The organism is Paenibacillus sp. CMM36 (assembly GCF_053570945.1).
Genome location: NZ_JBSEDY010000001.1, coordinates 61,716 through 87,105, shown reverse-complemented (window position 1 = coordinate 87,105; position 25,390 = coordinate 61,716). Strand labels below are relative to the sequence as shown.

Sequence of the window (25,390 nt, the reverse complement as noted above, 5' to 3'; positions counted from 1 at the left end):
ACACTACTTACAGATCCAGATTTCCCGACTCATACCTGTCTTATGTATGCGACATTGCTCCGTAAGGGTCCAACCTGACTCGGATAACAATGTTTCCATCGGCTCCGTGCTCACGACCACCGCCCGCGCGGCCAAGCGTCTCAGACTGCGCAGCATCTTCTTTTGTTCATCAGCCGGGAGCACGGAGCACAGGTTATAGGGCATATCCAATATGGCCGCATCGTATGTGCCTTCGAGCTTATTCATATCCCCGAGTTTCACTAGATCTTCTTCATATCCAAAATGACGCAAATTCACTCGTGCCCCACGCACCGCCAACGGATTGATATCACAACCGCGAATATCCTTTCCCATACTCAATGCCTCAATCATTACATTGCCCATACCACAACACGGGTCTAGCAGTTTCAATGAGCCTGGTTCTCCCTTTGTTGCTATTAGATCAGTTGCTGCCAAATTCACAAGTGCCCTAGCTACCAGAACGGGTAGTCCAGTAGAATAATTTTGCGGCTTCTGACGACGCTCCTGCCACGATCTGTCGCTATACTGACACCTGCCCAGTAGCCACCGTTGTCCTATCCGAATAACACCAAGGGTGATATCCGGTGTCTTCATTTGCGCCTGCCCATGAATACGCGCGCCAATCCGGCGTTCGATCCCGCGCCGCTCGTCATAGTCGGCCTCATGGTCACCTTCTTTAAGGCACAACACCTTGAAAGTCTTTCCTTCCTCAAGCTGTAACATAGAGGCTGCTTCGCATAGCTCTTCCAGTGTTCCCGCATCTGTCACTACATCCAGCCGAAGATGAATAAACGGGCTGGTCCCCGGTTCCAGCCGTCGATGGGACAACAGGATGGAATCCTGCACGGGCGGCTGACCGAACAAACATTTTAATTCCAAAAGACATAACTCACGCTCTGTTTCATGACACGCATAGGTATACACGTAGCTTGGTTTCATTTCATCGATATTCGTTTTCTGTTTATTCATGTCAGATCTCTTTTCATCTTTTCATTAGGAATCAAGGCTAGAATTTACGGCCTCCGCTATTAGACGGTAGGAGTGAAGCCGCTGCTCATAATCGGGAATCGGTGTGACCAACAGAAACTCATCGTTATCATATTTAATCTGCAAGCCACGTAACCGTTCGGCAATAACCGACGGCGTTCCCACCAGCCAACTGGCTCGCATTGCCGGGTCGCCCAATGAAATCTGAGCAGTCCATTGCTGCGCCAGCTCATCCGTCAAGGCACATACTGCGCCTACAGCAACCATGGTACGTGGCTTGTCTATCCGGTTGGATGGCTGAAAGCTGGAGCGGTAAATGCTGAGCATTTCTTCCGTTTGCTGTTCACTCATAAACTGACCGAATACATAGCCTGTTGAATACTGGGCGGCATATTCGGCACTTTTTCGGTTTGTGCCCAGCATCCACACTGCTGGCGGCTGTTCAGGCATCGGCCGAGCAAACACAGGCACCTGCTCATATTCGTAAGTACCTTCCAGCAAAGCCAATAGAGCTTCCATCGTCTGTGGCAGCTCCGTCACATGTTGAAGAAAATTGCCGCTCAGTGCCATCGAAGCATGAGGTCCCCCACCAGGTGCTCTCCCTAGACCCAATTCAACTCTGCCAGGATATAGAACGGCCAGCAGATGAAACCATTCCGCGACCTTGACTGGACTATAATGCGGGAGCAAAATAGCACCTGCACCCAATTTGATTGTCTTCGTCACCGCCCCGATATGAGATAGCAGCACTTCCGGGCTGGAGGAAGCCAGCCCCTCCATATCATGGTGCTCCGAGGTCCAGTAGCGTGTATATCCCCACGCTTCTGCCTGTCTCGCTAGTTCGCCAGCTCGTTGAACCGCCTGCTCCGGACGGTTACCGGGCAGCAACGGCACCATATCGAGCACACCGAGATTCAACCTTTTTATAGATAAAGACCGAGATGGCATAGACACAATCCTCCCTCCTACTATCAGCTACAAACCAGTTTCTTCTACTATATAGGGGGAATTTAAAGGTTAATCCAGATCATAAATGGAACCCACCTTCAGGCCGTATAACTCATTATATATTTTTTCAGCAAAAGCATCGGTCATGCCTGCAATATAGTCTATAACCATATGCTCCCATGTCCAGATCGGCTTCGTCTTGGCTTGGTCGCGCTCATAGCGCTGGAGCCAGTCGCTTGGAATAATAGATTTGGATGTTTCCGGGTCCAGAAAAGCCAACCAAAGTCGTTTGAGCATCCACTCACTCCGTTTTTGCAGTCGCTGTACGCGCAGATCGCGGATCATCGTAACCCAAGCAAAGCTTTTCAATACACTCACCGTGCGCAGCATATCCAAATCTTCGTTTCCATCCCGTACAAAGGTCACTTTTTTCCAATTTCCATCATCAATGACACCCAAGCTGCTGACAAACAGACTGACCCAGTATGCCTTCACTTCACGGCGGGTCCGGGAATAATCGTGTTCACACATCGGCATCTTGCCATTCCACACCTTCAAAAATTCACTCAGTACAGCCGCTACCTTCTGCTCAATCTGAGCCAGTTGCCAGCCTTGCCAGAAGCTATCCTCCAACGTGGTGATTTTCTCCGTAATCAGACGAATTAAATACGGATCATACAAGAAGTGCTCGTGTACCTCGATTTTTCCAGCCTTAATCCCATCCTCCAAATCATGCGCAGAATAAGCGATATCGTCGCACAGGTCCATAAGCTGGGCTTCCAGCGTTTTTTTACCATCAGGGATACCCCAATCCTCGCGGATGGAACGTATATATTCCCACTCATGCAGATACAACCCTTTTTTGTTCAGAATCCCTGGGTACGGGTATTTGTTGATCCCCAGTAACACAGCGTCCGACAAATTCAAACCATCCACGTTCTCACGCTTCTCCAAAAACATAATCAGCCGGAAATTGTGCGCATTCCCTTCAAAATGCTCATAAATTCGTCGCTCACGCGCATAGGCCTCCTGTCCACGCTTGGACTCCAGTGTGAAGCCTCCGGCAGAGGATATCTTTTCTACCTTTGTTTCAATCAGTTGATCCAAAATCCCGTCCAGTACTTCTTCTCCCTTGTGCCCGAACGGGGGATGCCCAAAGTCATGTGCGATGGAAGCACATTCTACCACCTCAGGGTCAATGATCAGTCCTGCGTTATCTGCCTGTTCCAGCTCTACTTCAGGATGGCGGCGCAGCAAGCTTCGGGATGCTTCACGCGCAATTTGCGCTACCTCCAAAGAATGCGTCAGTCGTGTGCGATAATAATCGCCCGTGCCTGCACCAAATACCTGTGATTTACCCTGCAACCGACGGAAAGTCGGTGAATGAATCAAACGGGAGTAATCCCGTTCATATGCGGCCCGTGAAGCGTCGCTTCGTGTCTGTTCCGCAAATTGCCGATGCTCTCTCTTGTCCTGCCATGTCATAAATCCCACTCCCTACGTACTCAATTGGAGTGATTATACATTTTTTTCGCGCTTCATGAAAGCTCACATGACTTTCAGTTATATATGTAAGCATCAAACTATCTCACCTAGCGCATTATCGCCTATCAAGCCAAGCCAGTGGTCAGACGATGAGTAATAAAAAAAACAAGTCCAAAAAAACTTAATATAGGGTAAATAGTATAATAAAATAAAACTAGACTTTATATTTAATGGTTTTGAGTTTGATTATTTTCTACAGCGTTACTTCATAAACGCGCCCGATTGTTGAAGATTATTTATTAACTAAGACCTGTTGAATTGTCCCCTAATGCTATCATTTTAATTATGCACCTAATTATCAGGCTTGTTGTTGAGAGAGATTTTGAAAAATTAAAAACGCCTATCTAGCAAGATAGACGTAAAGTATAACAAGCTTTAAAGAGGCTGATAACTCGCCTCACGCGTTTTTACTTTCACACTAATTTTTGTAATATAATCTTTTTCCTCTTTTGCTGCAATCGAGTGCAGTAAATATTCCTCATAAATATCACCATCTAACGCTAACTGCTCCTGTTCTAAATAAGCGAGTAGCGTATTATAAGTCTCAGTCTGTGAGATTTCATCATAAGGTCCTTGATGATAAATGACCGCGTAGTGTCCAGCTGGTTTCATTCTTGCTGACGGGTCATCTAGGCGACAAAATAGGTAGCTTACGCCTTCAAACTTCTTATTTAAAAAATCTTCTTTTGTATACACAGTACCGTATGCGGCTGTACTTTTAATCCCAAGCTTTTTTAAAAATGGCGTAGTTTGCTCGTAAAGTTCCCCCATTGATAACGACGACCAATCTATTTTCTCGTCGCTATACACAACAGGTTCGGCTGGTAATTGCTTCATCAATACTTCTCCAAATGATACTTCTTCCATCTCTTTTGTCAGGGCAACCGTTCGTTCTAGGAAAAACTGAATATCTTGTAACTTTTGAATTTCCATTGCCGCTTTTTCTTGCTGTTCCATTGCTAATTGTTGTAACGCTTGTACGTTAGGCGCGTCAAAATACGTTTTGAGTTCTTTAATCGGTACCTCAACTGCACGAAGCGATTGAATCGCTACAAATTGATCGAACTGCTCAAATGTGTAGTAGCGATAGCCATTATCAAAGGTGCCTGCAGGCTTAAATAAATCGATTTTATCATAATAAAGCAATGTATCTTTATTGATTTCAAGTAACTTGGCAAATTCGCCTGTCAAATATGTTTTTTCGAATGTATTTTTCATCTCTTTTCACTTCTTTCTTTACTCTGGAGTTACTCCATACCTTACACTATTCCTTGCGAACATAACACGAAAACATAAATGAGACAAGCAATTACTAAGGTGTTGAACGTACTTAGGTTGATGAGGAAGAGTGCCATGGGGTATATTGATCAATTAATTGAAAACTACGGGTACGCAGCGGTTTTTATTGTGCTTGCCCTCGGGTTATTTAGCCTTCCGATTCCCGATGAAGTGATGGTACTATTTGTTGGCTATTTCACGAAAATCGGGCTGTTACATTATAGTTTTTCTTTCTTAGCTGTTTTTAGTGGGTCACTGATAGGCATGCTTGTTAGTTATGAAATAGGCAAAAGAATCGGTAGTCCACTACTAATTTGGCCTGGTAATGGTTTGGTTTCTCACTGAAATGGCGTAATAAGGCAGAACGCTGGATTCAAAAATACGGATCCCCGGCCATTATCGTCAGCTATTTTGTTCCTGGCATGCACCATGTTACGGGGTACTTTTGTGGCATTTTACATATGCCTCTAAAATCGTACATGCTATATGCTGGGGTGAGTGCTTTACTTTGGAGTCTACTATTTTTAACAATCGGACGAATATTTTACTCAGTTTAAGAGAAAGGTGTTTTAGAGATGACAAAACAAAATGAACAAATTACGATAGCCCCTGTACCGCAGGAAGAGCTAGCAATATTTAAGGAAGAATTACAAGAGGCATTTATGAAAGGGTTACAAGATAGTTTTCAAGAAGCAGAGGATCCAACAGAAATGGGACCAATCCCATCCGATGAGGATTTCGAGCATTCACTTACTGCAAAAGATTCGGTTGTGCGTCAAATTGTACTAAATGGCGAAAGAATCGGTGGCATCGTATTAAAAATTAATCCCGACACACAGCGAAACGAAGTGGACTTCTTGTATACAAAGGCTAATGCACACGGCAAAGGTCTTGGTACAAAGGCATGGGAAGCGATAGAAGCAGCTTTCCCAAAGACGAAGGTTTGGGAGCTACATACACCGTATTTTGAAAAGCGGAACATCCATTTTTATGTGAATAAATGTGGCTTTAAAATTGTGGAGTTTTATCACCGAGGCAATCCAGGACCGAGTATTGAAGGAGAAGAGCCTGAATCTGATGCAGATTATGAGTTTTTCCGTTTTGAAAAGGTCATGACAAAAGAAAGCAGTGAAGCGTAATGCAAGGAAAGGTCTCACAGCTTTGGGCATTGATGAATCGCAGTCAAATGGCGAAGGGGCAATTAGTCTTTTTATTTTTCATTAGTTTAGTGGAGGTTGCAGCTGGGCTTGCTGTCCCCCTGTTAACGATGAAGCTCATTAATCAAATTTCAGATGCGGGTTTTGCCGTAACATCACTCTTGCCAGTCATTGCGATTTTAATTGTGCAAGCGATGTTAAGTGCCATTGCGTTTTATCTGATGCGCCGTTTAGGTGAAAAGGTTGTCGCGAATTTAAGGACAGAAGTATGGGAACATATGCTACATTTACGTTTATCGTATTATGATGCGCATGAATCAGGCGAAACGATGAGCCGCATTACGCAGGATACAAATGTCGTGAAGGAGTTTGTGACCGAGCAGCTCGTGTCCTTTGTGTCAGGACTATTTGCGATCCTCGGTGCCGTTGTTGTTTTACTATGGATTGACTGGAAAATGACATTGCTACTCCTGATTGCTGTGCCACTGACAATTTTTGTGACGTATCCATTAGGCGAAAAAATGTATGCCATCTCAGTAGAAAATCAGGATGAGCTAGCAGGCTTTGGCGGACGATTAGGACGTATTTTATCGAATATTCGTCTTGTGAAAGCGTCGCAAACGGAGCAGCAGGAGCTAGCAGGCGGTAAAAAGCAAATTCAGCAGCTGTACAAGTACGGTTTAAAGGAAGCGAAGATTGTTGCGATTCTTTCACCACTGATGACGCTACTCATGATGGTCGTATTGATTGCGATTTTCGGCTATGGCGGCTCACAGGTAGCAACAGGAGCAATCACTTCAGGCGAGCTTGTTGCCATTATGATTTATTTAGTGCAAATTATTATGCCATTTACACAAATGGCGACGTTCTTTACCAATTTACAAAAAACACTTGGTGCGACAGAGCGTATTGTTGAAGCACTCAATGTGAAGCGTGAAGTACAAGACGGGAAACCAGTATCTGCTACACCACTACCTATCCACTTCCAAAACGTATCGTTTAAATATAATGAAAAGTATGTATTAAATGACATGACATTTACGTTAGAACCGAATGAAACGACCGCCTTTGTCAGCCGAAGTGGTGGTGGGAAAACGACGATGTTCTCCCTTATTGAACGATTTTATGACGTGACATCAGGTGCGATACTGTATGGTAACGAAAACATTGAGCAATTTAACTTAACAGAGTGGCGTGGGCTGTTTGGCTATGTAAGTCAAAATGCACCGTTATTAAATGGAACGATTCGTGACAACGTCATGTACGGGACGAATGGAGCAAGCGAACAAGAGGTACTTGCCGCATTAAAAGCAGCCTATGCCTATGATTTTGTCATGCAGCTGGACAAACGCCTCGATACAGAGGTTGGTGAAGGAGGTATTAAGCTTTCAGGTGGTCAAAAACAGCGTATTGCGATTGCTCGTGCGATTTTACGAAGTCCGAGAATCTTATTACTTGATGAGGCGACATCGAACTTAGATAACGAATCAAAGCGTGAAGTGCAGCTTGCCCTTCAAGCGTTAACGAAAAACCGGATGACGATCATCATCGCCCATCGATTATCCACGATTACAAGTGCAGACCAAATCCTTGTCTTTGAAGAAGGACGCCTGTCAGGTCAAGGCACACATGAAGCATTACAAAAAACACATCCGTATTATCAACAACTTTGGCATAATGGTCGTTTGACTGAAGATTAGACTATAGGATGCAAAAAGGTTTCTAGTAAGTTACTTTCGTGTTCTCTTTGAAAGTAAAGACACTAAAATAACTAATGAAATGGAAGTGGGACAGAACAAAATTCCACTTCCTAAATATTAACAATTTTACATATTCAATCAGCCTCTAAATGACAACATGGCGACGCTGAAAGTCCTTAATGCGATTGTGACGACCTTCTACCGTTGCGTTTGTCCACCGACATTGATGGTAGTTTACGATTTCTATGTTCCAATTGCGCATCGTTTTTAAGGTGCTACCAACAGCAGGGTGGTCCATCTTTTCGCCTTGCTCACACCAACGCTCAATCCCAGTTTGGCAGCACTAAAGTTAGGCGAGCAGTCATTGCTTCCTTCCATTCACATACGCTGCGAAGCAGCGGGGAGAAGGTTAGTAGCGTCTCCAGTCGGGTACGGCTCTCCTCTACCAGCGATTCTGCAGGCGGATTGAGTAAGCGATGGTGGGCTTTTAGGTAAGTCCTTGCCCGTGGCAATAGCGTAGACTGAACGGTTTTCCCATGCTGTTCGCTCAGGCTTAAGATACTGATGCCTAATTTTCAAAAACGAAATTATGCAAAATGCTCATGTAAAAAGGTGTCCCCCAGCCATTTGCTACAGGCCAGAGAACACCTTTTACTCAACTTTATATCCCTCACCACTTTTGCTCTAACGCTTTGCCCTCGGGTCCAATACATCCCGCAGCCCATCACCCATCAGATTAAAGCCTAATACGGTCAGCATGATAGATATCCCCGGAAAAATAACTGTCCACGGCGCGTTCTGGATATATTGCCGCGAATCGGACAACATTTTACCCCACTCTGGCTCAGGAGGTTGTGCACCCAAGCCTAGAAATCCAAGCGCTGCCGCTTCAATGATAGCCGTTCCGATCCCCAACGTTCCCTGTACGATGATTGGTGTCAGGCTGTTAGGCAAAATATAACGGAGGATGATTCGTGTATTATTGGCTCCAAGCGCTCTAGCAGAAGTGATATACTCCTCTGTTTTGACACTCAGCACCTTAGAGCGAACTAACCTTCCATACGTTGGCACATTGACAATGGCAATGGCGTACAACGCATTTTCCAATGAAGGCCCTAGAATGGCCACAATAGCAATGGCCAGCAAAATCCCCGGAAATGCCAGTAAAATGTCGAATAGCCGCGAGATGGCCATATCTGCCCATTTTCCGTAAAATCCTGCGATTAAACCTAAGGCGGTTCCTACAATCATTGAACCAATAACAGACAAGAAACCGACCCACAACGAGATTCTGGCTCCATACAGCGTGCGAGTCAGTAAATCTCGACCGAGATCATCCGTACCGAACCAATGCTCCGCAGAAGGAGGCTGCAAACGGCTCACCAAATTTTGCTCTTTATAGTCAAAAGGAGCAATCCACGGCGCGATCAAAGCAATGATGACAAAGAAGATAATAATGCTCAGGCCGACGAACGCCATTTTATTGTGACGGAATGCCCTCCACGCGTCCCTCCAAGGGCCAGTCACAACAGGCAAATGCGCCAATGTACTGCGTGTCGTCGGTATGTTGTTGGGTTCCATTGAAAATTGTGACATCGGACAAGCTCCCCCTTGAACAATTGACGACTTGATTACTGATAACGGATACGCCGGTCGAGAACCGCGTACAACAAATCGACAATCAGATTAATGATGACGAACAGAAACGCTATGATCAGAATTCCGCTTTGAATAACCGGATAGTCACGCGAACTGATCGCTTCAAAAATGTACCGCCCGATGCCGGGCCAGGCAAAAATGGTTTCTGTCAGTACCGCGCCTCCCAGTAGTGATCCCGTCTGAAGACCGATGACAGTAAGCACAGGGATCGCAGCATTTTTAAGCGCATGTTTGTACACGACTTGAAAAGATGCCAGCCCCTTCGCCCGAGCCGTACGGATATAGTCCGCATCCATAACCTCCAGCATACTGGAACGGGTAATGCGCGCAATGACCGCCATTGGAATCGTTCCCAGTGCGATACTGGGTAGGATCAAATGCTTGATAACGGTCCACACCTGATCCATACGTCCACCTATGAGCGCATCAATAACAGCTAAATGTGTCACAGCTTCCACAGGATCACGGGAATTCATGCGTCCGATGGAAGGGAGCCAATGCAGCTTATTTGCAAAAATCCACTGCTCCATCAAGCCCAGCCAAAAAATGGGCATCGATACTCCGACCAGGGCAATGACCATGCTGACATAGTCAAACCAGGAATTTCGCTTCCAGGCACTCACGATGCCAGCGTTCATTCCAACTACTATGGCAAAAAACATGCTCGCTACTGTCAACTCCAGCGTAGCCGCCAGATAAGGAAGCATTTCCCGGGCAATCGGCTGTCTGGTGCGAATGGAATCACCCAAGTCTCCATGTGCCAGTTCACTCAAATAGGTTCCATATTGCTGAAACCACGGCTTATCCAGTCCCAATTGCTCACGTAGCGCCTGCTTGGACTGTTCCGTAGCTTTATCTCCTAGTATGGTTTCCGCCGGATCACCCGGAATAGCATGAATAATCGAAAATACGATAAGCGTCATGCCTAGTAATACAGGAATCAATATGGCCAGTCTTTTTACAATATATGAGTTCATATCCTATTCACCGCCTGCTTGCGTTTGGGCTATTCAAAATAAATATTTCCGTACGCTTCCATACCTGCCGGAGAAGGTACAAAACCCTTGAGGTTCGCTTTACCTGCCATCAACGGTGTGCTGTGAACCAAGGGAATCCACGGTGCATCCTGTTTAATAATCACTTGTGCTTGTTTATACAGTTCCCCACGCTTGTCCTGATCGACCTCAACCTGCGCCTTCACCAATACTTTATGGAGTTCCTCATTCACATAAAAACTACGGTTATTGCCTGGAATCGTATCCTTGTCCAGCAATGTATAAAGGAAATTATCCGGGTCACCATTGTCCCCATTCCATCCCAGCATGTACAGATCATCCTTCTCTCCTGCTTTAAGATCATCCAGATACGTAGCCCATTCTGGAGATTGGATGTTGACTTTGACGCCTATTTTTTCAAAATCGGCTTGAATGGCCTCGGCCACCTTTTTGCCGTCAGGCATGTAAGGACGAGATACGGGCATTGCATAGAAGGTTAACGGCTCGGGAAGCCCGTTAGGAAAGCCTGCTTCCGCCAGTAAAGATTTAGCCTTATCCAGATCATAGGCGTAGTCCTGAATACTATCGTTGTACCCCCATAACGTAGGTGGCATCGGATTGACCGCAGGCTTAGCCTGCCCTGCAAACAATGCATCAATAATGGCCTGTTTGTTCACTGCGTGATTCAGCGCCTGGCGCACCTTGGGATTATTGAATGTTTTTTTCTTTAAATTAAATCCAATGTACGCCACATTAAAGGAGGGACGTTCAATTTTCACCAATTCGCTATTACCGTCTAGCTGCTTTGCATCATCCGGATTCAAATCCTCCATCAGGTCAATTTCTCCATTTTGCAGAGCATTAAATCGCGCGGTATTGTCGGGTATGGAACGAACAATGATCTTTGCCAACTTCGGCTGGCCCTCTTTCCAATAGTTTGGATTCTTCTCCAGCGTGATGGTATCGTTCCGTTTCCATTCCTTAAATACAAAAGGCCCCGTGCCGACCGGATTACTCTTGAAATCAGCCTTTTTCTCCTGAATTGCCTTGGGACTTGCAATACTAAAGGATGGCATAGCGATATTTTGTAAAAACGGCGCCTGCGGCTTGTTTAGTGTAAACTGGACACTGTTCGCATCTACCGCTTTAACCTCCTTAATCACCCTACTTCCTTCAGGACCGAACATAGAATCATAATAGTCAAACGAGTCACCTTCAAATTTGTATGGACTTTTTGGATCAGCCCAGCGGTCAAAGTTAAACACAACCGCTTCAGCGTTAAAGTCACTTCCATCATGGAATTTTACACCCTGGCGCAGCTTGAACGTATAGACCAGTCCATCCGGTGATACTTCCCAGCTCTCTGCAAGCCCCGGTTGGATCTCCGTTGTGTTTTCCTTATATTCCAGCAGTGTGTCGAACACTTGCATTCCGATTTTTAGCGACTCGCTTTCAGTCACAATGGCAGGATCTAGCGCCACGGAATCTCCGCCGCGTCCATAAATAAGCGTGTCCTGCACGCCCTCTCCTGCTCCGCTTGGTGTTTTCCCTGCCTCTGGCTTTGCTCCTTCACCTGATCCCCCACAACCGGAAAGCGCCAAAACAGCTCCTAGCGCAAGCACCAGCAGAACGGTCCAGATTTTGTGTTTTGCATACTTTTTGCTCATGCAGCAAACCCCTTTCACACCTTATATATTGTTAATTCGTTGATACCAGATGAATGCCAATTCTTGAATTGACATGACAAGCTTGTCCTCAAGCTGTAATCCTAGGTTCCGAGTTCATCAAATAGGTGTAGTAGGACAGAAGTGTTCATAATCTAGTGGTGTAAGAGATGCTGTAGGGTAATGAATAAATGTGATGTGATAAAGAGAAAGAGGAGTATGTAAGGTCGTGGTGAAAGTGTGACATATACTCACAAACAGTGAATATTATGCTCAAACAAAGTTGATTATTGGATACTTTACTATAAAATCTGGAAGCCGACAAGGGGGTTTTTCATACATTACGATATGCTTTTATACATCATGTCAATTAATATTACAAACCAATTAACACAATCATATCAAATAAATACTCCTGCTTGGGGTCTTCAACCTCCAAGCAGGAGCATGATCTTACCTCAAAAATGTATTCAGCACCAAACCTACATCCTTTATATCCTAATTCCCAGGTATGTTCTGAAATAAACAAACGTACAAGAGCTTTTACCGCTTGATTTGGCTGGTAGACATGCTGCATTTTCACCCAATGATTCACACTTTTAAGACGTTCTAGTTCAGCTTATGTAGAAATCATGAAGAACATCACTTTACAATAAGTGCAGGCGGTTGCCTTTGAACCGCCTGTCTATTTACGTTTCAGGCGTATGGCTTAGTTCGCATGAAAATAATCCCTTTTTCGCATAAAATTCATAAAAGATCATTTGGTCGTTTTAAACACACCCAGACGGTTCAGTACGACCAGTAAGCGATAAAAATCGTAACTGCTTGGCAGTTTCGCATCCACAATCGGGCTTGCTGGATGAAATGCAACAGCGGCAGCCATTGCTTCCTTCGCCCAGGTCGGTACAGGCATAGTCTGACGCGCCTCCAGCTCAGCTACCCGCTGATCCACTTTTTTAATATAAGCGCTTTGTTCATTCAACGTCTGCTTGAGCACATCTTTGCTGTTTTCAAGAGCGGCGACCTGCTGCTGCAGGGCCTTAAATGCCGCTTTTTCCTCTGCTGTCATTGACTCATCCCCCTCTTCTCCTGCAAATGCTTGGCGTAGCTCGGCCTCTGTTCCGGCGTATACATTCAGGTCAACCGGCCCTTGAATTCCATCAACCCGTCCACTATCGCTGTATTGCCAAAAGTCCCAGTTCTTCCATGCTGTGGTGTCGCCGGGCACCCGTGTACTATAACGTGCAATCCACAGCTTATAACTGCCCAATGGCGCTTTGAAATGGGCAGCAAAAGCATTCCCTGTGTATACCATCGGCTTACAGCCGCTTACCCGTTCAAATTCCGTTACAAATGCCAACGCAACCTCATGAATCGTGGCCGAGCTAAGCCCTCCCGGATTATTTTCGTAATCCATCACCGCTGGCAAGTCCAGCGCTTTCGCCCCACCCACCTGCTCCAACACCTCGGCGAAATGCCTGGCTTCTGCTTTTGCTGCATTTACATCGGTCGCATCTACAAAATGGTACGCTCCCAGTAAGAGCCCGGCTGCCTTGATCCCTTTTGCATTCGTGATAAATGTCGGATCGACGTAACGCTGTCCTTGACTCGCTTTAATAAAGGCAAACGATTTACCATCGGCTCGTACACGCTTCCAATCAATCGTTCCCTGATATCGGGACACGTCAATGCCTTCGGTAGCATTAGGGCTACGACTTTGCATAAGGCGCTCCCTCCCTGTCATTATAATGTTGTAGCACTCTGTCTCTGTTATATATGCTTGGACCATCCATACGGTCTGGGCTTTTCCACTTTTACACCGAAAAAAGGGCAAAAAGGTAGTCAGCCTATTTGGGTGGTGGTCACTGGTGGCACTTTATGAAACTTTATTCTCTTTGTCGGAAGGGTCGGTTGACTTTATTTTTTCTCCACTTGACTTGGACTCAAAAATAGCTACCGCATTCCGTAAAATATCCGGCATCGGCACTCCCATTCTGCCCACATTTTCAATAATGGACAACAGCTCGTTCGCTAAATAAAAGAAAACGACGGCATCCCGGAAGTAATGTGCATCCCCGAGAATACCGTCGATTAGGTGAGCTACCGTAATGAGCAAAAACACGGTAACCTTGCGAAAAATACCGTAATACCCCTGGCGGCTTTTTAGCTCCCCATTAATCCAGGCCGCTGCCCATCCGGTGAAAAAGTCGATCACGACCATCCACCACAGCAACGTCAACATAGTGGTCCACCCCCCGAAAAAATAACCGATCAAGGTCCCCGTGGAAAGCCCCAGCCAAATCTGATCGATCTTTTCATGCATATTTGTTCCCCCTTTTGAACCAAGGTGTAAAGTGAATGCCCTTGGACTGATCCAAGGGCATTTAAACAATTTTTTTGTTTTGTTCTCTATACTGTTTTCTTACGGAAAATAGAGTTATACCATTTAACCGTTTCTTCCTGTCCATTCAGAGCAGCGGTTAATGATGAATTATCTACGTTGCCCGTTACCAGATCAGAACTCTTGGATAAAATAATCTTCATTACTTGTTCACGCTGTTCTTCATTTAAAGCGTAGCTTCCCATGATCGTTGCTATATCGCCCTCACCCCGCTCATAGCGAGTGATGCAAGCATGAGCACAAATACGCATTTGAGCCTCTGTTAAAGCGGTCATAGTTATGACTTCACCTCTTTTTATAAAGATGCTGTTACATATAATCCTCAGTACACGTTATTTTCCTGTGTTACCAAGCATGAGCTGGGTCAACGTCTCTTCGAGATCTGCAATACGCTGCTTCAATTGATCTGTCTCACTCGGCTGTTGCTCTGCTTTTTGTGTCAGTTCCTTAATTGCTTCCTCACTCAATCCTTCACTCCAGAACGTCATTGGGTCTCTTCGTTCTGGAGCCGTGAATGTCTGAGCAGAATATACAGATTCGTCTCCACGTTCGTTTTCAGGTTTGTTTTGCCATTCATCATGCAGCTTCTGAAATAAAGCTTGGGATTCGTTGTTCAACTCCTCGTAGGCTTTTTGCGCTTCTATCAGCTTTTGATTATATTCCGCTTCGTAGGCCAGCCAGCCTTTGATATCAAAACGAGGATGGTATAGACCAGCTGGTACTGGAATCCCTACTGTATAACCAGTAAGGATTCTTTCTGAATTGGTTGCATCTGTGGTATTAGAGCTACTGTCAGCAAGCCGATGGGTGTCTAGGTGCTGGCTTGTATCAGATAGCGTGAGTGAAGATGCTGTATAAAAAGGGACGACACCCGAAAAGGCATCGTCCACCAACTCGTCCTCCAGATAGAGGCCCTTTGTATTTACTTTAGGTACTACTTTCATGTGTCAACTCCTACCTTTCTGCTATGAACTGAATGCCATCTAATCTCACCCATATGAGAGGCACTGAATTTCCTATTTGCACCTGTCCGCCAGACAACACTACTCCCCTTACCATAATGTCGGATGTCCCTGTATTCCCTGCGAGTGCAACGGCTACAGTTTGTTTAGGTCTATATCCAGCAGGTAGCATAAAAGCTACAATATCCCCAGTGGAAGATGGCTTAACTGAACCTTGAATTGTTACAAGACCATCCGATGATTTACGATACTCTACAGGTGAAGTTGGGTACTCCAAAGTTACACCATTAAGCAGAGTAGGCGTAAGAACTGCGGGATTGTCTTTGTCAGCCTTCTTGTTCTCCAGCACCGACACACGCGCCGTATTCTGTTGTACACTATCCACCAAGTCCGCAAGTAGCGTTTTTTCGTTGGCTGCGTAGCTACCTGTGAATGGTACGACTGGCGAAGGATCAAGCATAAGGTACGTAACACTGTACGGCTCTGTTGTTATCTGGCTACTTGACTTACGCAGTCTCTCAAGCCCATAGCTTTGATTATCTGGCGGATTTAAAGCTTCCCATCCGCTATCCTTGCGATTTCCCACATACACCGCTAAGAATTTGCTCACCCGATATTTAACGGCGGTACCGTAGTCGATACGGTTAATTTGTAAGTATGCATCCCCAACCAGAGAACTTGTGGGCTTAGTTGCTTCGCGTAACACGATCCCCGTGCCTACTTCAACCTGATTATCACCCTCGGTAAAGGAAAGTTTCCCCTCTGAAACGATAGGCTCCACGGTAGGCGTTGCAAGTTGGTATACGAGTTGGTACGGTGTGTACCCTGCATATGACTGTTGTGGTGCCGACGCTACAGGGTTTGCAGGCCCAACACGCGGAACGTAATACTTAGCACCAGTTCCGTTCCATGTCGCCGTTGTAGCGGCTTGGGCTTGTGTTGGCGTGAACGTGCCAGCATCATACACCTTGTATCCGAAAAAGTAGGCTTTGATGTCATTTTGGTCTGGCTGGTACCCATCTCCCCATCCGCTGTCCGCAACCGATATAGACAGACCCACAACACCAGCGGACGCACTTAAATGAGATTGATCCGCGGCAGAAGTAGGAAAAACATGCTGTACCAGTTTCCCATCAAACTTGGTGATTCGTTCTGTATCAGTTAATCCATTTGCGACAGGTAGCCTCACAACCTTATAATCTGTGCCCTTATCAAAGTACGTCCATGCTAAACTACCGTCTAGCGTAAGCCCTTGCCACTTTTTGGACTTGAAGTATTGCCCATCACGTTCATAGACTGTATCAGCATTAGCCCCTGTAACCGGATCGGCGTATAGGTCTGTTTGCAACGCTAACATTGAGTCTTCGCGCGGTTTGAATGGTTTGGCTGTGCTGCCGATGTTGAGCATAGGGTTTTCGAGCGTGTACGTACCAGCCCCTGTGTTCGTGGCGTAAATACGCACCCTCTTAGTCGTCGTCTTGGTCGTAAACGTAACTGTGACATCCCTATTTTCATTGTTTGTCGTGCTGTACACATTAGATTCAGTACCCAAATCATCTACCTCAACCACAGTTACGCGCCCGTTAACTTTAACACTAAAGGTGTAGGTCACTCCTGGACTAACAGCCACGTACGTATTTGATTGATCAACAGACACGGTAGCCGCCGTTTCCAACTTATACGGGTTCATCACTTTAGCTCTTTCGCCTAGCGTCCACTCGTAAAACGGTGGAATCAAGTTCTCTCCGTACCGTATCGCATATGGATTACGTACAGGCATTACACTATCGACATACGGATATTTAGCTGTGGCCTGTACTGGCGTAAGGCTTGCGGCTGCTGTATAATCTGCATCGCTGATCTCGTACACACGCACACTATCCATATTGAATATATTACCAACCGCGCCTGTGCCTGTGATGGTAACAACGTGAAAATAGTCCTTCGCCGTGAACCGTACAACAGACGGCGCAAAAACAGAGCCAGAAGTTACCTCGTTACCCACAGCACCAGCAATACCATTTATAGATATAGCCACCTTGCTGGTATTACCACTTTTCACGTCCGCTATTGCGATATATTTTCGTCCAGGTGTGGTCAAAAAACTTGCAGACGCAGTTGCAGACGCACTACCCAGCGTAATTTTAAATGAACTGCTGCCGTTGGTTTTGCTGTTAGAGTCTATTGCAATAGCTACGTTTGAGGACCATTCGCTCACTGTCTCGCAGCTACCCATCCGTCCCAACAAATTCACCAACGTACGCCCGCTCAGCCCCGTCAGCGAAAATGGCGCAGCCTTTTCCGCATGAACCATCTGCACCCCGGGTTCGAGAGTTACCGTCTTACGCTCTGTCGTATCCAAACGCTTCTTGATCTCATTTACACCGTCATTCACGTCACCCGCAAATTCATCTACAGAGCGCCAGTTTTCATCCAAATACTTCTCCAGATCAAAATACGTTGTTTTGGGCGATGTGCGGTCAATTTGATTTAAACCAAGATTCGGTGTTTTTTCACTTGCCATGTTATGCGCCACCTCCTAAATATCTATCCTGTGTTGTATGTTCATTTTCATAGAGGGTCATAGACTCCACTTCGGCAATGGTCAGGTAGCGTAATTTATACTCCACTGCCATGTGGGCGGGCTTGATCTCCTCAATGGTTGCTTTCAGGTCCTCCACGTTGGGCGGAATCCCGATGGTATCTATAAATTTGACCGTAAATCCCCATTCGGCAGGGTGAAAAATAACATCTACCGTACCTCCGTCATACGCCTCTGCTACATTTTTGACAAGCCGACCGGAAAAAGTTCCTGCCCCTCGCAGCTTCGACTCCACCACCGCACGCCGTTGGTCCAATGGCTTCGCCAGATCGGTTTCAATCCCCAACTCCATTTCCCAGCGTTCCAACCCCCATGTGGCGGTACGTACAAAAAACTGTCCCACCGTTGCATCCATTGCAAGATACAAGGCGTCCAATTCGCTTCCTTTAGCATCCATATCGGAACGCATCACGCGTGAGGTTTCGTAATAGGAAGGCAAATAGGAAAGCAGCTCACGTCCTCGCTCGCTGCTCATTTGGCCCACTGTATCTTCCGCTATCGTTACTCGATTAACCAAAGTGCCACTACGGTTTGCATGTTTTCCCTGGTCTGGGTTATTCAATAAATCGCCAAAACTGTTCGTTCCATTGTTACTCACTGACGCTCACCGTCCCCAGCACGGCTACCTGGCCTGAGCCAATCTCAATATTCTGATTGCTCTGTCCATTGATTTTCAGTTCAGAGAAATCAATAATAATCGGAATATCGAGCAAAACAGCAGAAATCCGGGTATACCGTACCAACGGGTCTTCCTTGTAAAAGGCAAGCTGCTTCAAATACGTCCGCACACCGCTCTCGATGAGCTTTTTGATTTCATCCAGTGTGGACGGCTTCTCTTTGGTACGCTGTACCTTGACTGAGATGTTAATCTCCACTTCTGCTGCTGGCATGATCGTCACCACAGGGCCCGCTGGCGCCAGTCCTTCTCCTTGTCCATCCTGCGTCGGATCGATGTACTTCTGCACCGCAGCGACGATATCTGGGCTGGCTGCGCGTTTATCCGTATCCAGCACATATAACCCTACTGTTCCCGGTCCTTTCCAGAGCGGAACTACTTCCACGCCACCCACTCCAGCAATCTCATTCGCCCACTGAGTATACTGCGCCTTGTTGCCGCTTGTGCCCTGGTTCCGCACCTTGGCATAAAAACGCTCCAGCAACAGCTGGTCGCTCTCAACGTCTGTACCGCTTTTGGTTTGCTCCGTATTGATCACAGAGGCAACCCCGCTAATCGGAGTGGCCATCACCTGGATGACGCCCGCAGGTACATTACCGCTGCGCCCGGGGTTGACCGCCCGAATAGCCGCTTCCCCGGCACCTTGTTCATCCAGCGTGACCGAAGCCGTGGTCGCATACTCAATAGAAGCTTCCCCGGATACATCATCTGCCGGGGTCGCCACCAAGGTCCCCGCCGGGACAGTCGTTCCCGCTGTGCCCGTGAACGTAACCATACCTGAGGCCGCAACCGCTTCTCGCCGTGTCACCCCATGCTCTGCTGTCCGCAAATCCAGCTCCGGCGAACGAAAATCCGGGTTGTCGCTGGCTGCTGTGCTGGCAAAGCCCCGACGCAGCAGCTCCTGCGCCCAGATCGCCGCTTCCGAGAGCATGAATGCCACCGGCGCCTGCGCATCCCAAATAAAAGAGCCCTCGGACTTATCAATATCCGAAGGCACTTTTTCCAGCATTCGATTTAAAATTTCCTCTTCCGTCTGGTCTACCAAATATTCCGGCAAGTCTGCCATTAGATCACCACACTTTCCACAATTTCCGTTTCATCCCGCACGTTCGTAATCTGGCAGCTAAAATGGCACGCCTCGCCTTCCCAGCGAAACGTGAACTGATCCACACTAGCCGTACGTGCATCTGCTAGTAGCACCTCTGTGACCATGCGTTTAATTTCACTTTCCTGCACACCGTGCCCATAGCTGCTGCCAATGAGCTCCTCCAGCTCACTCCCATAGTCAGGTGAATAGATCACATGCCGGTAGCGAGGAGTGCGAATCGCTTTTTCACACCACTGTACCCACGCTTCCTTCTCCCCTGTAGTCACGATTTTACGACTAGGGCTCATAACAAACTCACCGGCTTCAAAATCAAACCGCCAGCTTCGCCCAAATACTGCGCGGTTATCCTCCAGTACATCCGGGTCGGTCATATCCGTGTCTGTCCAGATCACATCATCTGTTTCAGGAAATAAATTAGCCACGTCCACTCACCACCTTGCACACGACCACCACATCATTGCCGCTATTCACCCGAACCGCAAGTACACGATCTCCGGGCTTGAGTCCTTCGTTCAAACTGAGATTCACATCCTCCAGCTCGTCTTCCCCGATATAAAAGGAAGTTTTCAGCTCTTTGCCTTCCCAATTTTCCGGTTCCACTGCGGTTGAGGTGCCTTTATACATATGACGTGGTATAGATAGCTGCCCCGGTAGCTCGGCGACCAGATAATCCTGAAGCTCATGTTTAAAATCGTCCAGCTTGAGTCCCGTGGAGGTGATCGTGCCTAGTACCGCGCCCACTCCACTCAGCGCTTGCTTGGTGTGCTTATGAAATGAAGATTGCAGCGCAGTAGCCAAATGCCCGTAGGGGTCCTTATTCAAGGTAAAACCTCCTTTTTACATCGTCATACGTTCCGAGCTCCAGCGACATACTGCCGGGGTTGCCCAATTCCCTGCTCACTGAAATGACCAGTAGCTTTATGGAACCTAGCATCACTGCGTCTCCTGCTCGAATCGTGTTCATATCTGGTGCATTTACCGATATCGTTTGCTGTATGCCTCTCAGCTTACTTTTAGCCAGCTCACGGGCTGCTGCACCGGACTTGACCTCGTCATCCTGCACGATCACCTGAAGTGTCCCATATTTGGCAATGTCCTTTTCCTCAAGCGCCATCACCTTGGAAGGAACCTCATTACCTGTTTCACTAGCCGCCGTAGCCAGCACTTTCACCCTCGTAGCTGCACCTTCCAGCGTGCGGGACTGTGTCGTATCAGTCACTCTCTCCAAAACATACACGTCTTTGTTCGTTCCTAGCTCGTACAGCTCCAACCCGGAAGAAATCATCCGCGGATGATACAGCTTTCCCCCCGCCTTTGCCGTTTCGCGCAGATCTCCCAGCATCATAGAATAGATGGACTGTGTGCGGTATACGGCGCGTCCCAGCGTTTTTTTCGTATCTGGCAATGAAGCGATTTTCAACTTCCAGTCCCTAGCATACTTCTGAAAACGCTGAGTAGCCGTCTGCTTGGCAGGGAGTAAATATTCATCCTCTGACTTGTCCAAATACACTGTACGGTCATACAACGTCAGCGTCATACGTTTGAGCCCGTTGTTAGAGGTTTCCACTTCCCAAATCACGGCAGGGGACAACAAGGGAACATAATCTTTTTTACCATAAGGAATCCCGCTAACCCGAATGGACATCCCAGGGGAAATAGCGGGCATATCCGACGTAACGACTAGATTGACGGTTCCCTGATAGGCGATTTGTTCCAGCGAGTCCCTCAAATTAATGTTCTCCACAAGCGGCGACAAATCATATTTATCCTGTAAAATGACTTTATAGCTCATGACAACACCAGCTTTTGCCCCGGTTTAATTGCATTCGGATTTTGCCCAATAACCTTTTTGTTAAGCTGATAAATACGACTCCATTGCGAGCTATCCCCCAATTCGAGCTTGGCAATTTTGGACAAGGAATCCCCGGACTTAACCGTATATATTTTTTTCTTTTCTTTCATATCTGTGCGGGGCTTTTTGTTAACCGTAGCCGCCTTACTTCCTGTGCCACCAGCTTTTTTGGCAACTTTCATATCACTCCAGGTCCGCAGTGACAGATCAAAATTCACATCTCCATACTCGCCGCCGCGAAAGATCGAATTATGAGATGCCACAATTACTGGCACATTCACGGCTGTCTCCGTAATAATAAAACGTAGCGGGTTCTTAGATAACAAAAAGCCATTCAACGTGTTCATGGCCTCCTGCGGATCAGGAATATCTTTGTATGTGCAATACGCTGGATTGTATTCTTTCGGAAAAAAAGAAGAGAAGGAAATTTCCTTCACCTTCTCCCCTTGCGGGAAGTCAAACTCCCCATAGGATAAAATCGTCGTTGTATCAAACCCTTTTTGCCGTGAGATCGTCACTTCCTCAGGATTTACCGGAAACTGAAACTTTTTTCCTTTACCATCCGTCAAACTAAATTCCATCTCTTTCCTCCCTCCCCATTACTCCCATCTACCGTATTACTTAGCTACAGCGCCTACAGGCTTGGTGTTCTGCGTTGCACGCAGAATTTCAGCTTTGAGACGGTAGCCAATTTGCATAATAAGCCCATCCACATCCAGCTTGTTCTCATGTACAGTGACCTGTACAGCCCCCGCAGGAAGATTGAATTGGTTGGTGGTTTCCGTTTTAAAATCCTTCAAAAAGCCAGACAGTGTTCCCATTTGTTCAGGACTGATCTGTACTACTTGAGGTGTCGGATTACCATTACCATTACCTTTGCCTTTAGCTTTGGCTCCATTATTCGCATGAGCCGCAGTATTCAGTAGTGGGTTGGGATTGACTCCCTGGTTAGCTATAGCCATCGGTCCATAAGGATTAGGGACACCTTTTGCACCTGGTTGCTGAGGTCCATACATCACTTGAGAGCCGGGTGGTAACCCCGGAAATGGTGGCATAGGTGTTAACGGTTTGGTAGCCACAGCTACAGCAGGTTGAGGTGGTATAGCAGGTTTAGGTACTTCAGGCGGCTTCGCTGGGGCTTTCTTAGGTTCATCTTTTTTACCAAAAGAGAAGAAGTTAGAGATGCTATCACCAAAGGCTTCGCTCTTCTCAGAAAGCCATCCGGTTACTTTGGATGCCTTTTCCTTTATTTCAGAGCCATGGTCTGAAATCCAACCGCCCACTTTGCCCCCTAAAAAGTCACCTGCTAAACCGCCCACATATGAGCCAACAGCAGTGCCGACACCTGGAAGCAAAAATGTTCCAATTGCTCCGCCTACCGTACTCCCAACCGCCCCACCTACGGTGGAACCAATCGCTTGTGCGCGTTCCTTGCCCGGAGCTGCTGTAGCTATGCTTGCTGCATCTGCCAGAACCCCCAAAGGCCCACTAATGAACTTTTTGCTTACGCCCAGGCCCTTACTCACTTTTTCAACTAATCCGCTATCGCTCACCATATCTAGGACAGAAGAAGCATCTATATCTGTTCCACCCGTTAGCAAGTCGCCTGCAAAGCTAAGAATACCACCCGACTTGGAAGAGCGGCGATTACCAGGATTTCTCGGATGATTTCTTGGGCTTGGAACCCTTCGGGCAGGGTTAATCCGAGGATTGGATTCTGCTGAACCTCCAGCGTTTTGTCGTCCGCTTCTGTTTCCTTGTATCGAGTTCCGATCTCTAATATTAATTCTTGCTATCTCTCCGGCTCTTGAATTAAAATCTCTTTGACTACTCGAAGACCGACGACTACCGCCTCTATTACCAGATCTTCTACCCCCTGAACGTTTGTTCCTTCTTCCCGGGCTACTTGCGCCGCCACCGCCAAACCCGCCAGTAGATTTATCTGAGGTAACTTGAATTAATTTCTGAATTAATTCTTTAATCTCCGAAAGGTCTTTATTGCCTGAAGCGCCTTCAGCATTTCCTTCTGCAGCATCTTCTTTCTTATCTGGAAAAAAGAATTTTTTAAGTACTCCTTTTGCTCCGCCTTCCTTCCACGTTTGTCTGGTTTCCATAAAAGCGGCGGGCATCTTTTTAAACGTTTGAAGACTTAAATCTTCACCTGTAACCCCTTTGTACACTTCCTGGACAACCTTAGCAGGTTCATTATACTTTTGCAGTGCCTCAGCCCAAGCAGGAAGTTTACTTTCCTCTTCTGCTTTAGGTTTTGTACTATTTAGTATGTTTGAACCAGTGTTGCCTCTAACTGCCTTCGTGTTGGTCTCCAACGCTGTTATAAGACCACTAATGCCGTCGATGGACACACTACTGCTACTGCTTACCTTCAAATTCACACTGCCCGAGGCATTAATAATCTGGGATTTAACCCGGTTAATCTTGTTTAACAGATTATCCAAGCCTTTGGAAGCCATATCGTTCAGCACAATTTCCGGGGCCATGCGAGTGCGGCCGATTTTCAACACACGTCCTTGAATCCGCTCAAAATAACGTTCCATTGCGCGCAATTCTCTGTTCGCCTTAATGACGTTTTTAGGATCAATCACAAGGTTCATGCGGTAATTTAATGCTTCTGCCATCTATCATGTTCACCTCCTTGTTTATGCTTTTGAAGCTGCTATGCTATCCATTTCCTGTTCGGCAAACGCCAGCAGCAGCATACGCTCACCGCGGGGAAGCCGCCAAAAGTCTCCGGGGCGGAGGTGGTGCCGGACCCACAAGTGGTACAGCATCGTCGTCATTCCCCCGGAGCCGATTAGTTTTTTAAGTCGGCAATCTCAACGCCAAAACCGGACAGCTCCAGCACCTTATCTCCTACTGCATCCAATTCACCCGCCAGCAGCATACGGCGGACGGACTGTTCGCCACCGGACAGCTTCAAGCGGCTTGTAATCCGAGGATCGCCCCAACCGTTAAGGGACAAGCCCTTCACTTCCAGCTTTCCGGTAGCTTCTGAGATCAACAAGGCGTTGAACGTTTCAGTATCTACTTTTTCATCTACAGCCCCCTTCACGGTTCGGCGAATCGTGCAACGTTCACGAATGCTGTCCACTTTACTGGAGGTCAGGCCATGCAGCACAATTTTCATATCGAGGCGCTTGATACGAACCGTTTCTTCCGGTAGTTTTTCAGCGGCTTCAAACAGGCTGTCCAAAATTTGTTCTTCTGTCATATTCTCATTCAAGCTCATAAGTCATTCTCCCTTATTGTTTATTTGTATTTAGGGAACGGAACGCCTGACAGCATTCCATCCCCCGTTTTTCAATTTAGTTCGCTACAATCGGGTCCAGCAGCTCATAGCCTTCAAAGGTAAAGGTCGTTTCTTCCTGTACCTCTTCACCTGCTGTCCAGTTGGCCAGTTGGATTTTGTCAGGAGTGCAACGAATAAGACGAATACTTTCATGTCCGAAGGCTTCTGGATCATCCAATTTAGTAATAATCTCAAAACGGTTAAAACCGCGACGAATCATATCGGATGTGACCTTGTAGCCACTCATCGTTCCCGTTCCTTTTTTGATACCGCGCTTGTGCACCTTCCATTCGTTGCCCACGAGATTCAGCTCGCGTTTTTCCATCTCCACGCTGGCTTCCAGCTTATTGATATTCGTCTGCCACACCCCGTCCACATGCGCCTGACCAAACGTACCTAAAATAACTCTTGAAGCATCCAACATTTCTTTTTCCTCCTCAAAATAATCCTTAATATAGTTCGGGATTTCACAAAATCCTCGTTGTTAACAAGCTACTTCATTTCAGCCGATTGCCTGCGAAATGCTTA

The 25,390-nt window shown here is 46.7% G+C and carries 27 protein-coding genes and 1 pseudogene; 4 read left to right on the top strand and 24 right to left on the bottom strand.

Annotated elements, in window-relative coordinates; genetic code table 11:
- Positions 1-3 precede the first annotated feature (3 nt).
- The 4 genes from ACWA2B_RS00410 to ACWA2B_RS00395 form a co-directional block, all read right to left on the bottom strand.
- Positions 4-990 carry a methyltransferase domain-containing protein gene (locus tag ACWA2B_RS00410; protein ID WP_029516182.1) on the bottom strand — a complete coding sequence of 329 codons (987 nt, stop codon included), beginning with the start codon at positions 988-990 and terminating at the stop codon, positions 4-6.
- Between the two features lie 24 nt (positions 991-1,014).
- Positions 1,015-1,956: an MsnO8 family LLM class oxidoreductase gene (locus tag ACWA2B_RS00405; protein WP_029516181.1), complete on the bottom strand. Its 942-nt coding sequence runs from the start codon at positions 1,954-1,956 to the stop codon at positions 1,015-1,017.
- A 69-nt stretch (positions 1,957-2,025) separates the two neighbouring features.
- The gene (locus tag ACWA2B_RS00400) at positions 2,026-3,441 is read right to left on the bottom strand and encodes a deoxyguanosinetriphosphate triphosphohydrolase family protein (protein ID WP_069012216.1); all 1,416 of its coding nucleotides are present in this window, start codon (positions 3,439-3,441) and stop codon (positions 2,026-2,028) included.
- A 435-nt stretch (positions 3,442-3,876) separates the two neighbouring features.
- Positions 3,877-4,719 (bottom strand): MerR family transcriptional regulator, encoded by an 843-nt coding sequence (locus ACWA2B_RS00395; RefSeq protein ID WP_209949666.1) that lies wholly within the window; start codon positions 4,717-4,719, stop codon positions 3,877-3,879.
- Between the two features lie 135 nt (positions 4,720-4,854).
- Here ACWA2B_RS00395 and ACWA2B_RS00390 point away from each other — a divergent pair, with 135 nt between their 5' ends.
- From ACWA2B_RS00390 to ACWA2B_RS00375, 4 genes are read left to right on the top strand one after another with little or no spacing between them, the layout of a single operon-like run.
- On the top strand, positions 4,855-5,124 hold the full coding sequence (locus tag ACWA2B_RS00390) for a DedA family protein (RefSeq protein WP_209949667.1): 270 nt from the start codon (positions 4,855-4,857) through the stop codon (positions 5,122-5,124).
- Positions 5,121-5,336, top strand: coding sequence for a DedA family protein (locus tag ACWA2B_RS00385; protein ID WP_449291718.1), 216 nt, complete (start codon positions 5,121-5,123; stop codon positions 5,334-5,336). The genes ACWA2B_RS00390 and ACWA2B_RS00385 overlap by 4 nt, the downstream gene beginning before the upstream one ends.
- An 18-nt stretch (positions 5,337-5,354) precedes the next feature.
- On the top strand, positions 5,355-5,918 hold the full coding sequence (locus ACWA2B_RS00380; protein WP_029516178.1) for a GNAT family N-acetyltransferase: 564 nt from the start codon (positions 5,355-5,357) through the stop codon (positions 5,916-5,918).
- Positions 5,918-7,636, top strand: coding sequence for an ABC transporter ATP-binding protein (locus ACWA2B_RS00375; RefSeq protein ID WP_449291550.1), 1,719 nt, complete (start codon positions 5,918-5,920; stop codon positions 7,634-7,636). Before ACWA2B_RS00380 ends, ACWA2B_RS00375 begins: the two co-directional genes overlap by 1 nt.
- A 157-nt stretch (positions 7,637-7,793) precedes the next feature.
- Here ACWA2B_RS00375 and ACWA2B_RS00370 read toward each other — a convergent pair.
- The 20 genes and pseudogenes from ACWA2B_RS00370 to ACWA2B_RS00275 all read right to left on the bottom strand — a co-directional run.
- Positions 7,794-8,169: pseudogene (locus tag ACWA2B_RS00370) on the bottom strand (transposase); the annotation flags it as partial.
- 151 nt (positions 8,170-8,320) lie between these two features.
- Entirely contained in the window at positions 8,321-9,232 is a 912-nt protein-coding gene (gene nikC / locus ACWA2B_RS00365; RefSeq protein WP_103048940.1) for a nickel transporter permease, read from the bottom strand.
- Between the two features lie 35 nt (positions 9,233-9,267).
- Entirely contained in the window at positions 9,268-10,272 is a 1,005-nt protein-coding gene (locus ACWA2B_RS00360) for an ABC transporter permease (RefSeq protein WP_318626986.1), read from the bottom strand.
- A 29-nt stretch (positions 10,273-10,301) separates the two neighbouring features.
- Positions 10,302-11,957, bottom strand: coding sequence for an ABC transporter substrate-binding protein (locus ACWA2B_RS00355; protein WP_165144621.1), 1,656 nt, complete (start codon positions 11,955-11,957; stop codon positions 10,302-10,304).
- Between the two features lie 373 nt (positions 11,958-12,330).
- Positions 12,331-12,549, bottom strand: a complete 219-nt coding sequence (locus tag ACWA2B_RS00350; RefSeq protein WP_449291549.1) for a hypothetical protein — start codon at positions 12,547-12,549, stop codon at positions 12,331-12,333.
- 162 nt (positions 12,550-12,711) lie between these two features.
- Positions 12,712-13,677: a glycoside hydrolase family 25 protein gene (locus ACWA2B_RS00345; RefSeq protein ID WP_449291548.1), complete on the bottom strand. Its 966-nt coding sequence runs from the start codon at positions 13,675-13,677 to the stop codon at positions 12,712-12,714.
- Positions 13,678-13,830: 153 nt separating this feature from the next.
- Positions 13,831-14,277: a phage holin family protein gene (locus ACWA2B_RS00340; protein WP_039269501.1), complete on the bottom strand. Its 447-nt coding sequence runs from the start codon at positions 14,275-14,277 to the stop codon at positions 13,831-13,833.
- Between the two features lie 86 nt (positions 14,278-14,363).
- Positions 14,364-14,630 carry a hypothetical protein gene (locus ACWA2B_RS00335; RefSeq protein ID WP_449291547.1) on the bottom strand — a complete coding sequence of 89 codons (267 nt, stop codon included), beginning with the start codon at positions 14,628-14,630 and terminating at the stop codon, positions 14,364-14,366.
- Positions 14,631-14,687: 57 nt separating this feature from the next.
- The gene (locus ACWA2B_RS00330; protein WP_318626989.1) at positions 14,688-15,299 is read right to left on the bottom strand and encodes a hypothetical protein; all 612 of its coding nucleotides are present in this window, start codon (positions 15,297-15,299) and stop codon (positions 14,688-14,690) included.
- 10 nt (positions 15,300-15,309) lie between these two features.
- Complete coding sequence (locus tag ACWA2B_RS00325) at positions 15,310-17,841, bottom strand: hypothetical protein (protein ID WP_318626990.1); 2,532 nt, start codon at positions 17,839-17,841, stop codon at positions 15,310-15,312.
- 1 nt (position 17,842) lies between these two features.
- Positions 17,843-18,517, bottom strand: coding sequence for a YmfQ family protein (locus ACWA2B_RS00320; RefSeq protein WP_029516167.1), 675 nt, complete (start codon positions 18,515-18,517; stop codon positions 17,843-17,845).
- Positions 18,510-19,661 carry a baseplate J/gp47 family protein gene (locus ACWA2B_RS00315; protein WP_029516166.1) on the bottom strand — a complete coding sequence of 384 codons (1,152 nt, stop codon included), beginning with the start codon at positions 19,659-19,661 and terminating at the stop codon, positions 18,510-18,512. The genes ACWA2B_RS00320 and ACWA2B_RS00315 overlap by 8 nt, the downstream gene beginning before the upstream one ends.
- The gene (locus ACWA2B_RS00310) at positions 19,661-20,125 is read right to left on the bottom strand and encodes a DUF2634 domain-containing protein (RefSeq protein WP_029516165.1); all 465 of its coding nucleotides are present in this window, start codon (positions 20,123-20,125) and stop codon (positions 19,661-19,663) included. The genes ACWA2B_RS00315 and ACWA2B_RS00310 overlap by 1 nt, the downstream gene beginning before the upstream one ends.
- Positions 20,118-20,525, bottom strand: a complete 408-nt coding sequence (locus ACWA2B_RS00305; protein ID WP_318626992.1) for a hypothetical protein — start codon at positions 20,523-20,525, stop codon at positions 20,118-20,120. Before ACWA2B_RS00305 ends, ACWA2B_RS00310 begins: the two co-directional genes overlap by 8 nt.
- Entirely contained in the window at positions 20,518-21,495 is a 978-nt protein-coding gene (locus ACWA2B_RS00300; protein WP_029516164.1) for an XkdQ/YqbQ family protein, read from the bottom strand. Before ACWA2B_RS00300 ends, ACWA2B_RS00305 begins: the two co-directional genes overlap by 8 nt.
- Positions 21,492-22,136, bottom strand: coding sequence for a LysM peptidoglycan-binding domain-containing protein (locus ACWA2B_RS00295; protein WP_029516163.1), 645 nt, complete (start codon positions 22,134-22,136; stop codon positions 21,492-21,494). Before ACWA2B_RS00295 ends, ACWA2B_RS00300 begins: the two co-directional genes overlap by 4 nt.
- Positions 22,137-22,172: 36 nt before the next feature.
- A complete protein-coding gene (locus ACWA2B_RS00290; RefSeq protein WP_449291546.1) occupies positions 22,173-24,191 on the bottom strand; it encodes a hypothetical protein in 2,019 nt (672 codons plus the stop codon).
- A gap of 21 nt (positions 24,192-24,212) precedes the next feature.
- Positions 24,213-24,344, bottom strand: coding sequence for a hypothetical protein (locus ACWA2B_RS00285; protein WP_019686368.1), 132 nt, complete (start codon positions 24,342-24,344; stop codon positions 24,213-24,215).
- Between the two features lie 23 nt (positions 24,345-24,367).
- On the bottom strand, positions 24,368-24,802 hold the full coding sequence (locus tag ACWA2B_RS00280; protein WP_007429164.1) for a phage tail assembly chaperone: 435 nt from the start codon (positions 24,800-24,802) through the stop codon (positions 24,368-24,370).
- A 76-nt stretch (positions 24,803-24,878) separates the two neighbouring features.
- Positions 24,879-25,286, bottom strand: coding sequence for a phage tail tube protein (locus ACWA2B_RS00275; protein WP_069011551.1), 408 nt, complete (start codon positions 25,284-25,286; stop codon positions 24,879-24,881).
- Between the last annotated feature and the right edge of the window lie 104 nt (positions 25,287-25,390).

Excerpts from the sequence above, each read along its gene's own strand:
- ACWA2B_RS00410 (WP_029516182.1), bottom strand. The coding sequence starts at position 990 with ATGAATAAACAGAAAACGAATATCGATGAAATGAAACCAAGCTACGTG.
- ACWA2B_RS00405 (WP_029516181.1), bottom strand. The coding sequence starts at position 1,956 with ATGCCATCTCGGTCTTTATCTATAAAAAGGTTGAATCTCGGTGTGCTC.
- ACWA2B_RS00400 (WP_069012216.1), bottom strand. The coding sequence starts at position 3,441 with ATGACATGGCAGGACAAGAGAGAGCATCGGCAATTTGCGGAACAGACA.
- ACWA2B_RS00395 (WP_209949666.1), bottom strand. The coding sequence starts at position 4,719 with ATGAAAAATACATTCGAAAAAACATATTTGACAGGCGAATTTGCCAAG.
- ACWA2B_RS00390 (WP_209949667.1), top strand. The coding sequence starts at position 4,855 with ATGGGGTATATTGATCAATTAATTGAAAACTACGGGTACGCAGCGGTT.
- ACWA2B_RS00380 (WP_029516178.1), top strand. The coding sequence starts at position 5,355 with ATGACAAAACAAAATGAACAAATTACGATAGCCCCTGTACCGCAGGAA.
- ACWA2B_RS00375 (WP_449291550.1), top strand. The coding sequence starts at position 5,918 with ATGCAAGGAAAGGTCTCACAGCTTTGGGCATTGATGAATCGCAGTCAA.
- nikC (WP_103048940.1), bottom strand. The coding sequence starts at position 9,232 with ATGTCACAATTTTCAATGGAACCCAACAACATACCGACGACACGCAGT.
- ACWA2B_RS00360 (WP_318626986.1), bottom strand. The coding sequence starts at position 10,272 with ATGAACTCATATATTGTAAAAAGACTGGCCATATTGATTCCTGTATTA.
- ACWA2B_RS00355 (WP_165144621.1), bottom strand. The coding sequence starts at position 11,957 with ATGAGCAAAAAGTATGCAAAACACAAAATCTGGACCGTTCTGCTGGTG.
- ACWA2B_RS00345 (WP_449291548.1), bottom strand. The coding sequence starts at position 13,677 with ATGCAAAGTCGTAGCCCTAATGCTACCGAAGGCATTGACGTGTCCCGA.
- ACWA2B_RS00340 (WP_039269501.1), bottom strand. The coding sequence starts at position 14,277 with ATGCATGAAAAGATCGATCAGATTTGGCTGGGGCTTTCCACGGGGACC.
- ACWA2B_RS00335 (WP_449291547.1), bottom strand. The coding sequence starts at position 14,630 with ATGACCGCTTTAACAGAGGCTCAAATGCGTATTTGTGCTCATGCTTGC.
- ACWA2B_RS00330 (WP_318626989.1), bottom strand. The coding sequence starts at position 15,299 with ATGAAAGTAGTACCTAAAGTAAATACAAAGGGCCTCTATCTGGAGGAC.
- ACWA2B_RS00325 (WP_318626990.1), bottom strand. The coding sequence starts at position 17,841 with ATGGCAAGTGAAAAAACACCGAATCTTGGTTTAAATCAAATTGACCGC.
- ACWA2B_RS00315 (WP_029516166.1), bottom strand. The coding sequence starts at position 19,661 with ATGGCAGACTTGCCGGAATATTTGGTAGACCAGACGGAAGAGGAAATT.
- ACWA2B_RS00300 (WP_029516164.1), bottom strand. The coding sequence starts at position 21,495 with ATGAGCTATAAAGTCATTTTACAGGATAAATATGATTTGTCGCCGCTT.
- ACWA2B_RS00295 (WP_029516163.1), bottom strand. The coding sequence starts at position 22,136 with ATGGAATTTAGTTTGACGGATGGTAAAGGAAAAAAGTTTCAGTTTCCG.
- ACWA2B_RS00290 (WP_449291546.1), bottom strand. The coding sequence starts at position 24,191 with ATGGCAGAAGCATTAAATTACCGCATGAACCTTGTGATTGATCCTAAA.
- ACWA2B_RS00285 (WP_019686368.1), bottom strand. The coding sequence starts at position 24,344 with ATGCTGTACCACTTGTGGGTCCGGCACCACCTCCGCCCCGGAGACTTT.
- ACWA2B_RS00280 (WP_007429164.1), bottom strand. The coding sequence starts at position 24,802 with ATGAGCTTGAATGAGAATATGACAGAAGAACAAATTTTGGACAGCCTG.
- ACWA2B_RS00275 (WP_069011551.1), bottom strand. The coding sequence starts at position 25,286 with ATGTTGGATGCTTCAAGAGTTATTTTAGGTACGTTTGGTCAGGCGCAT.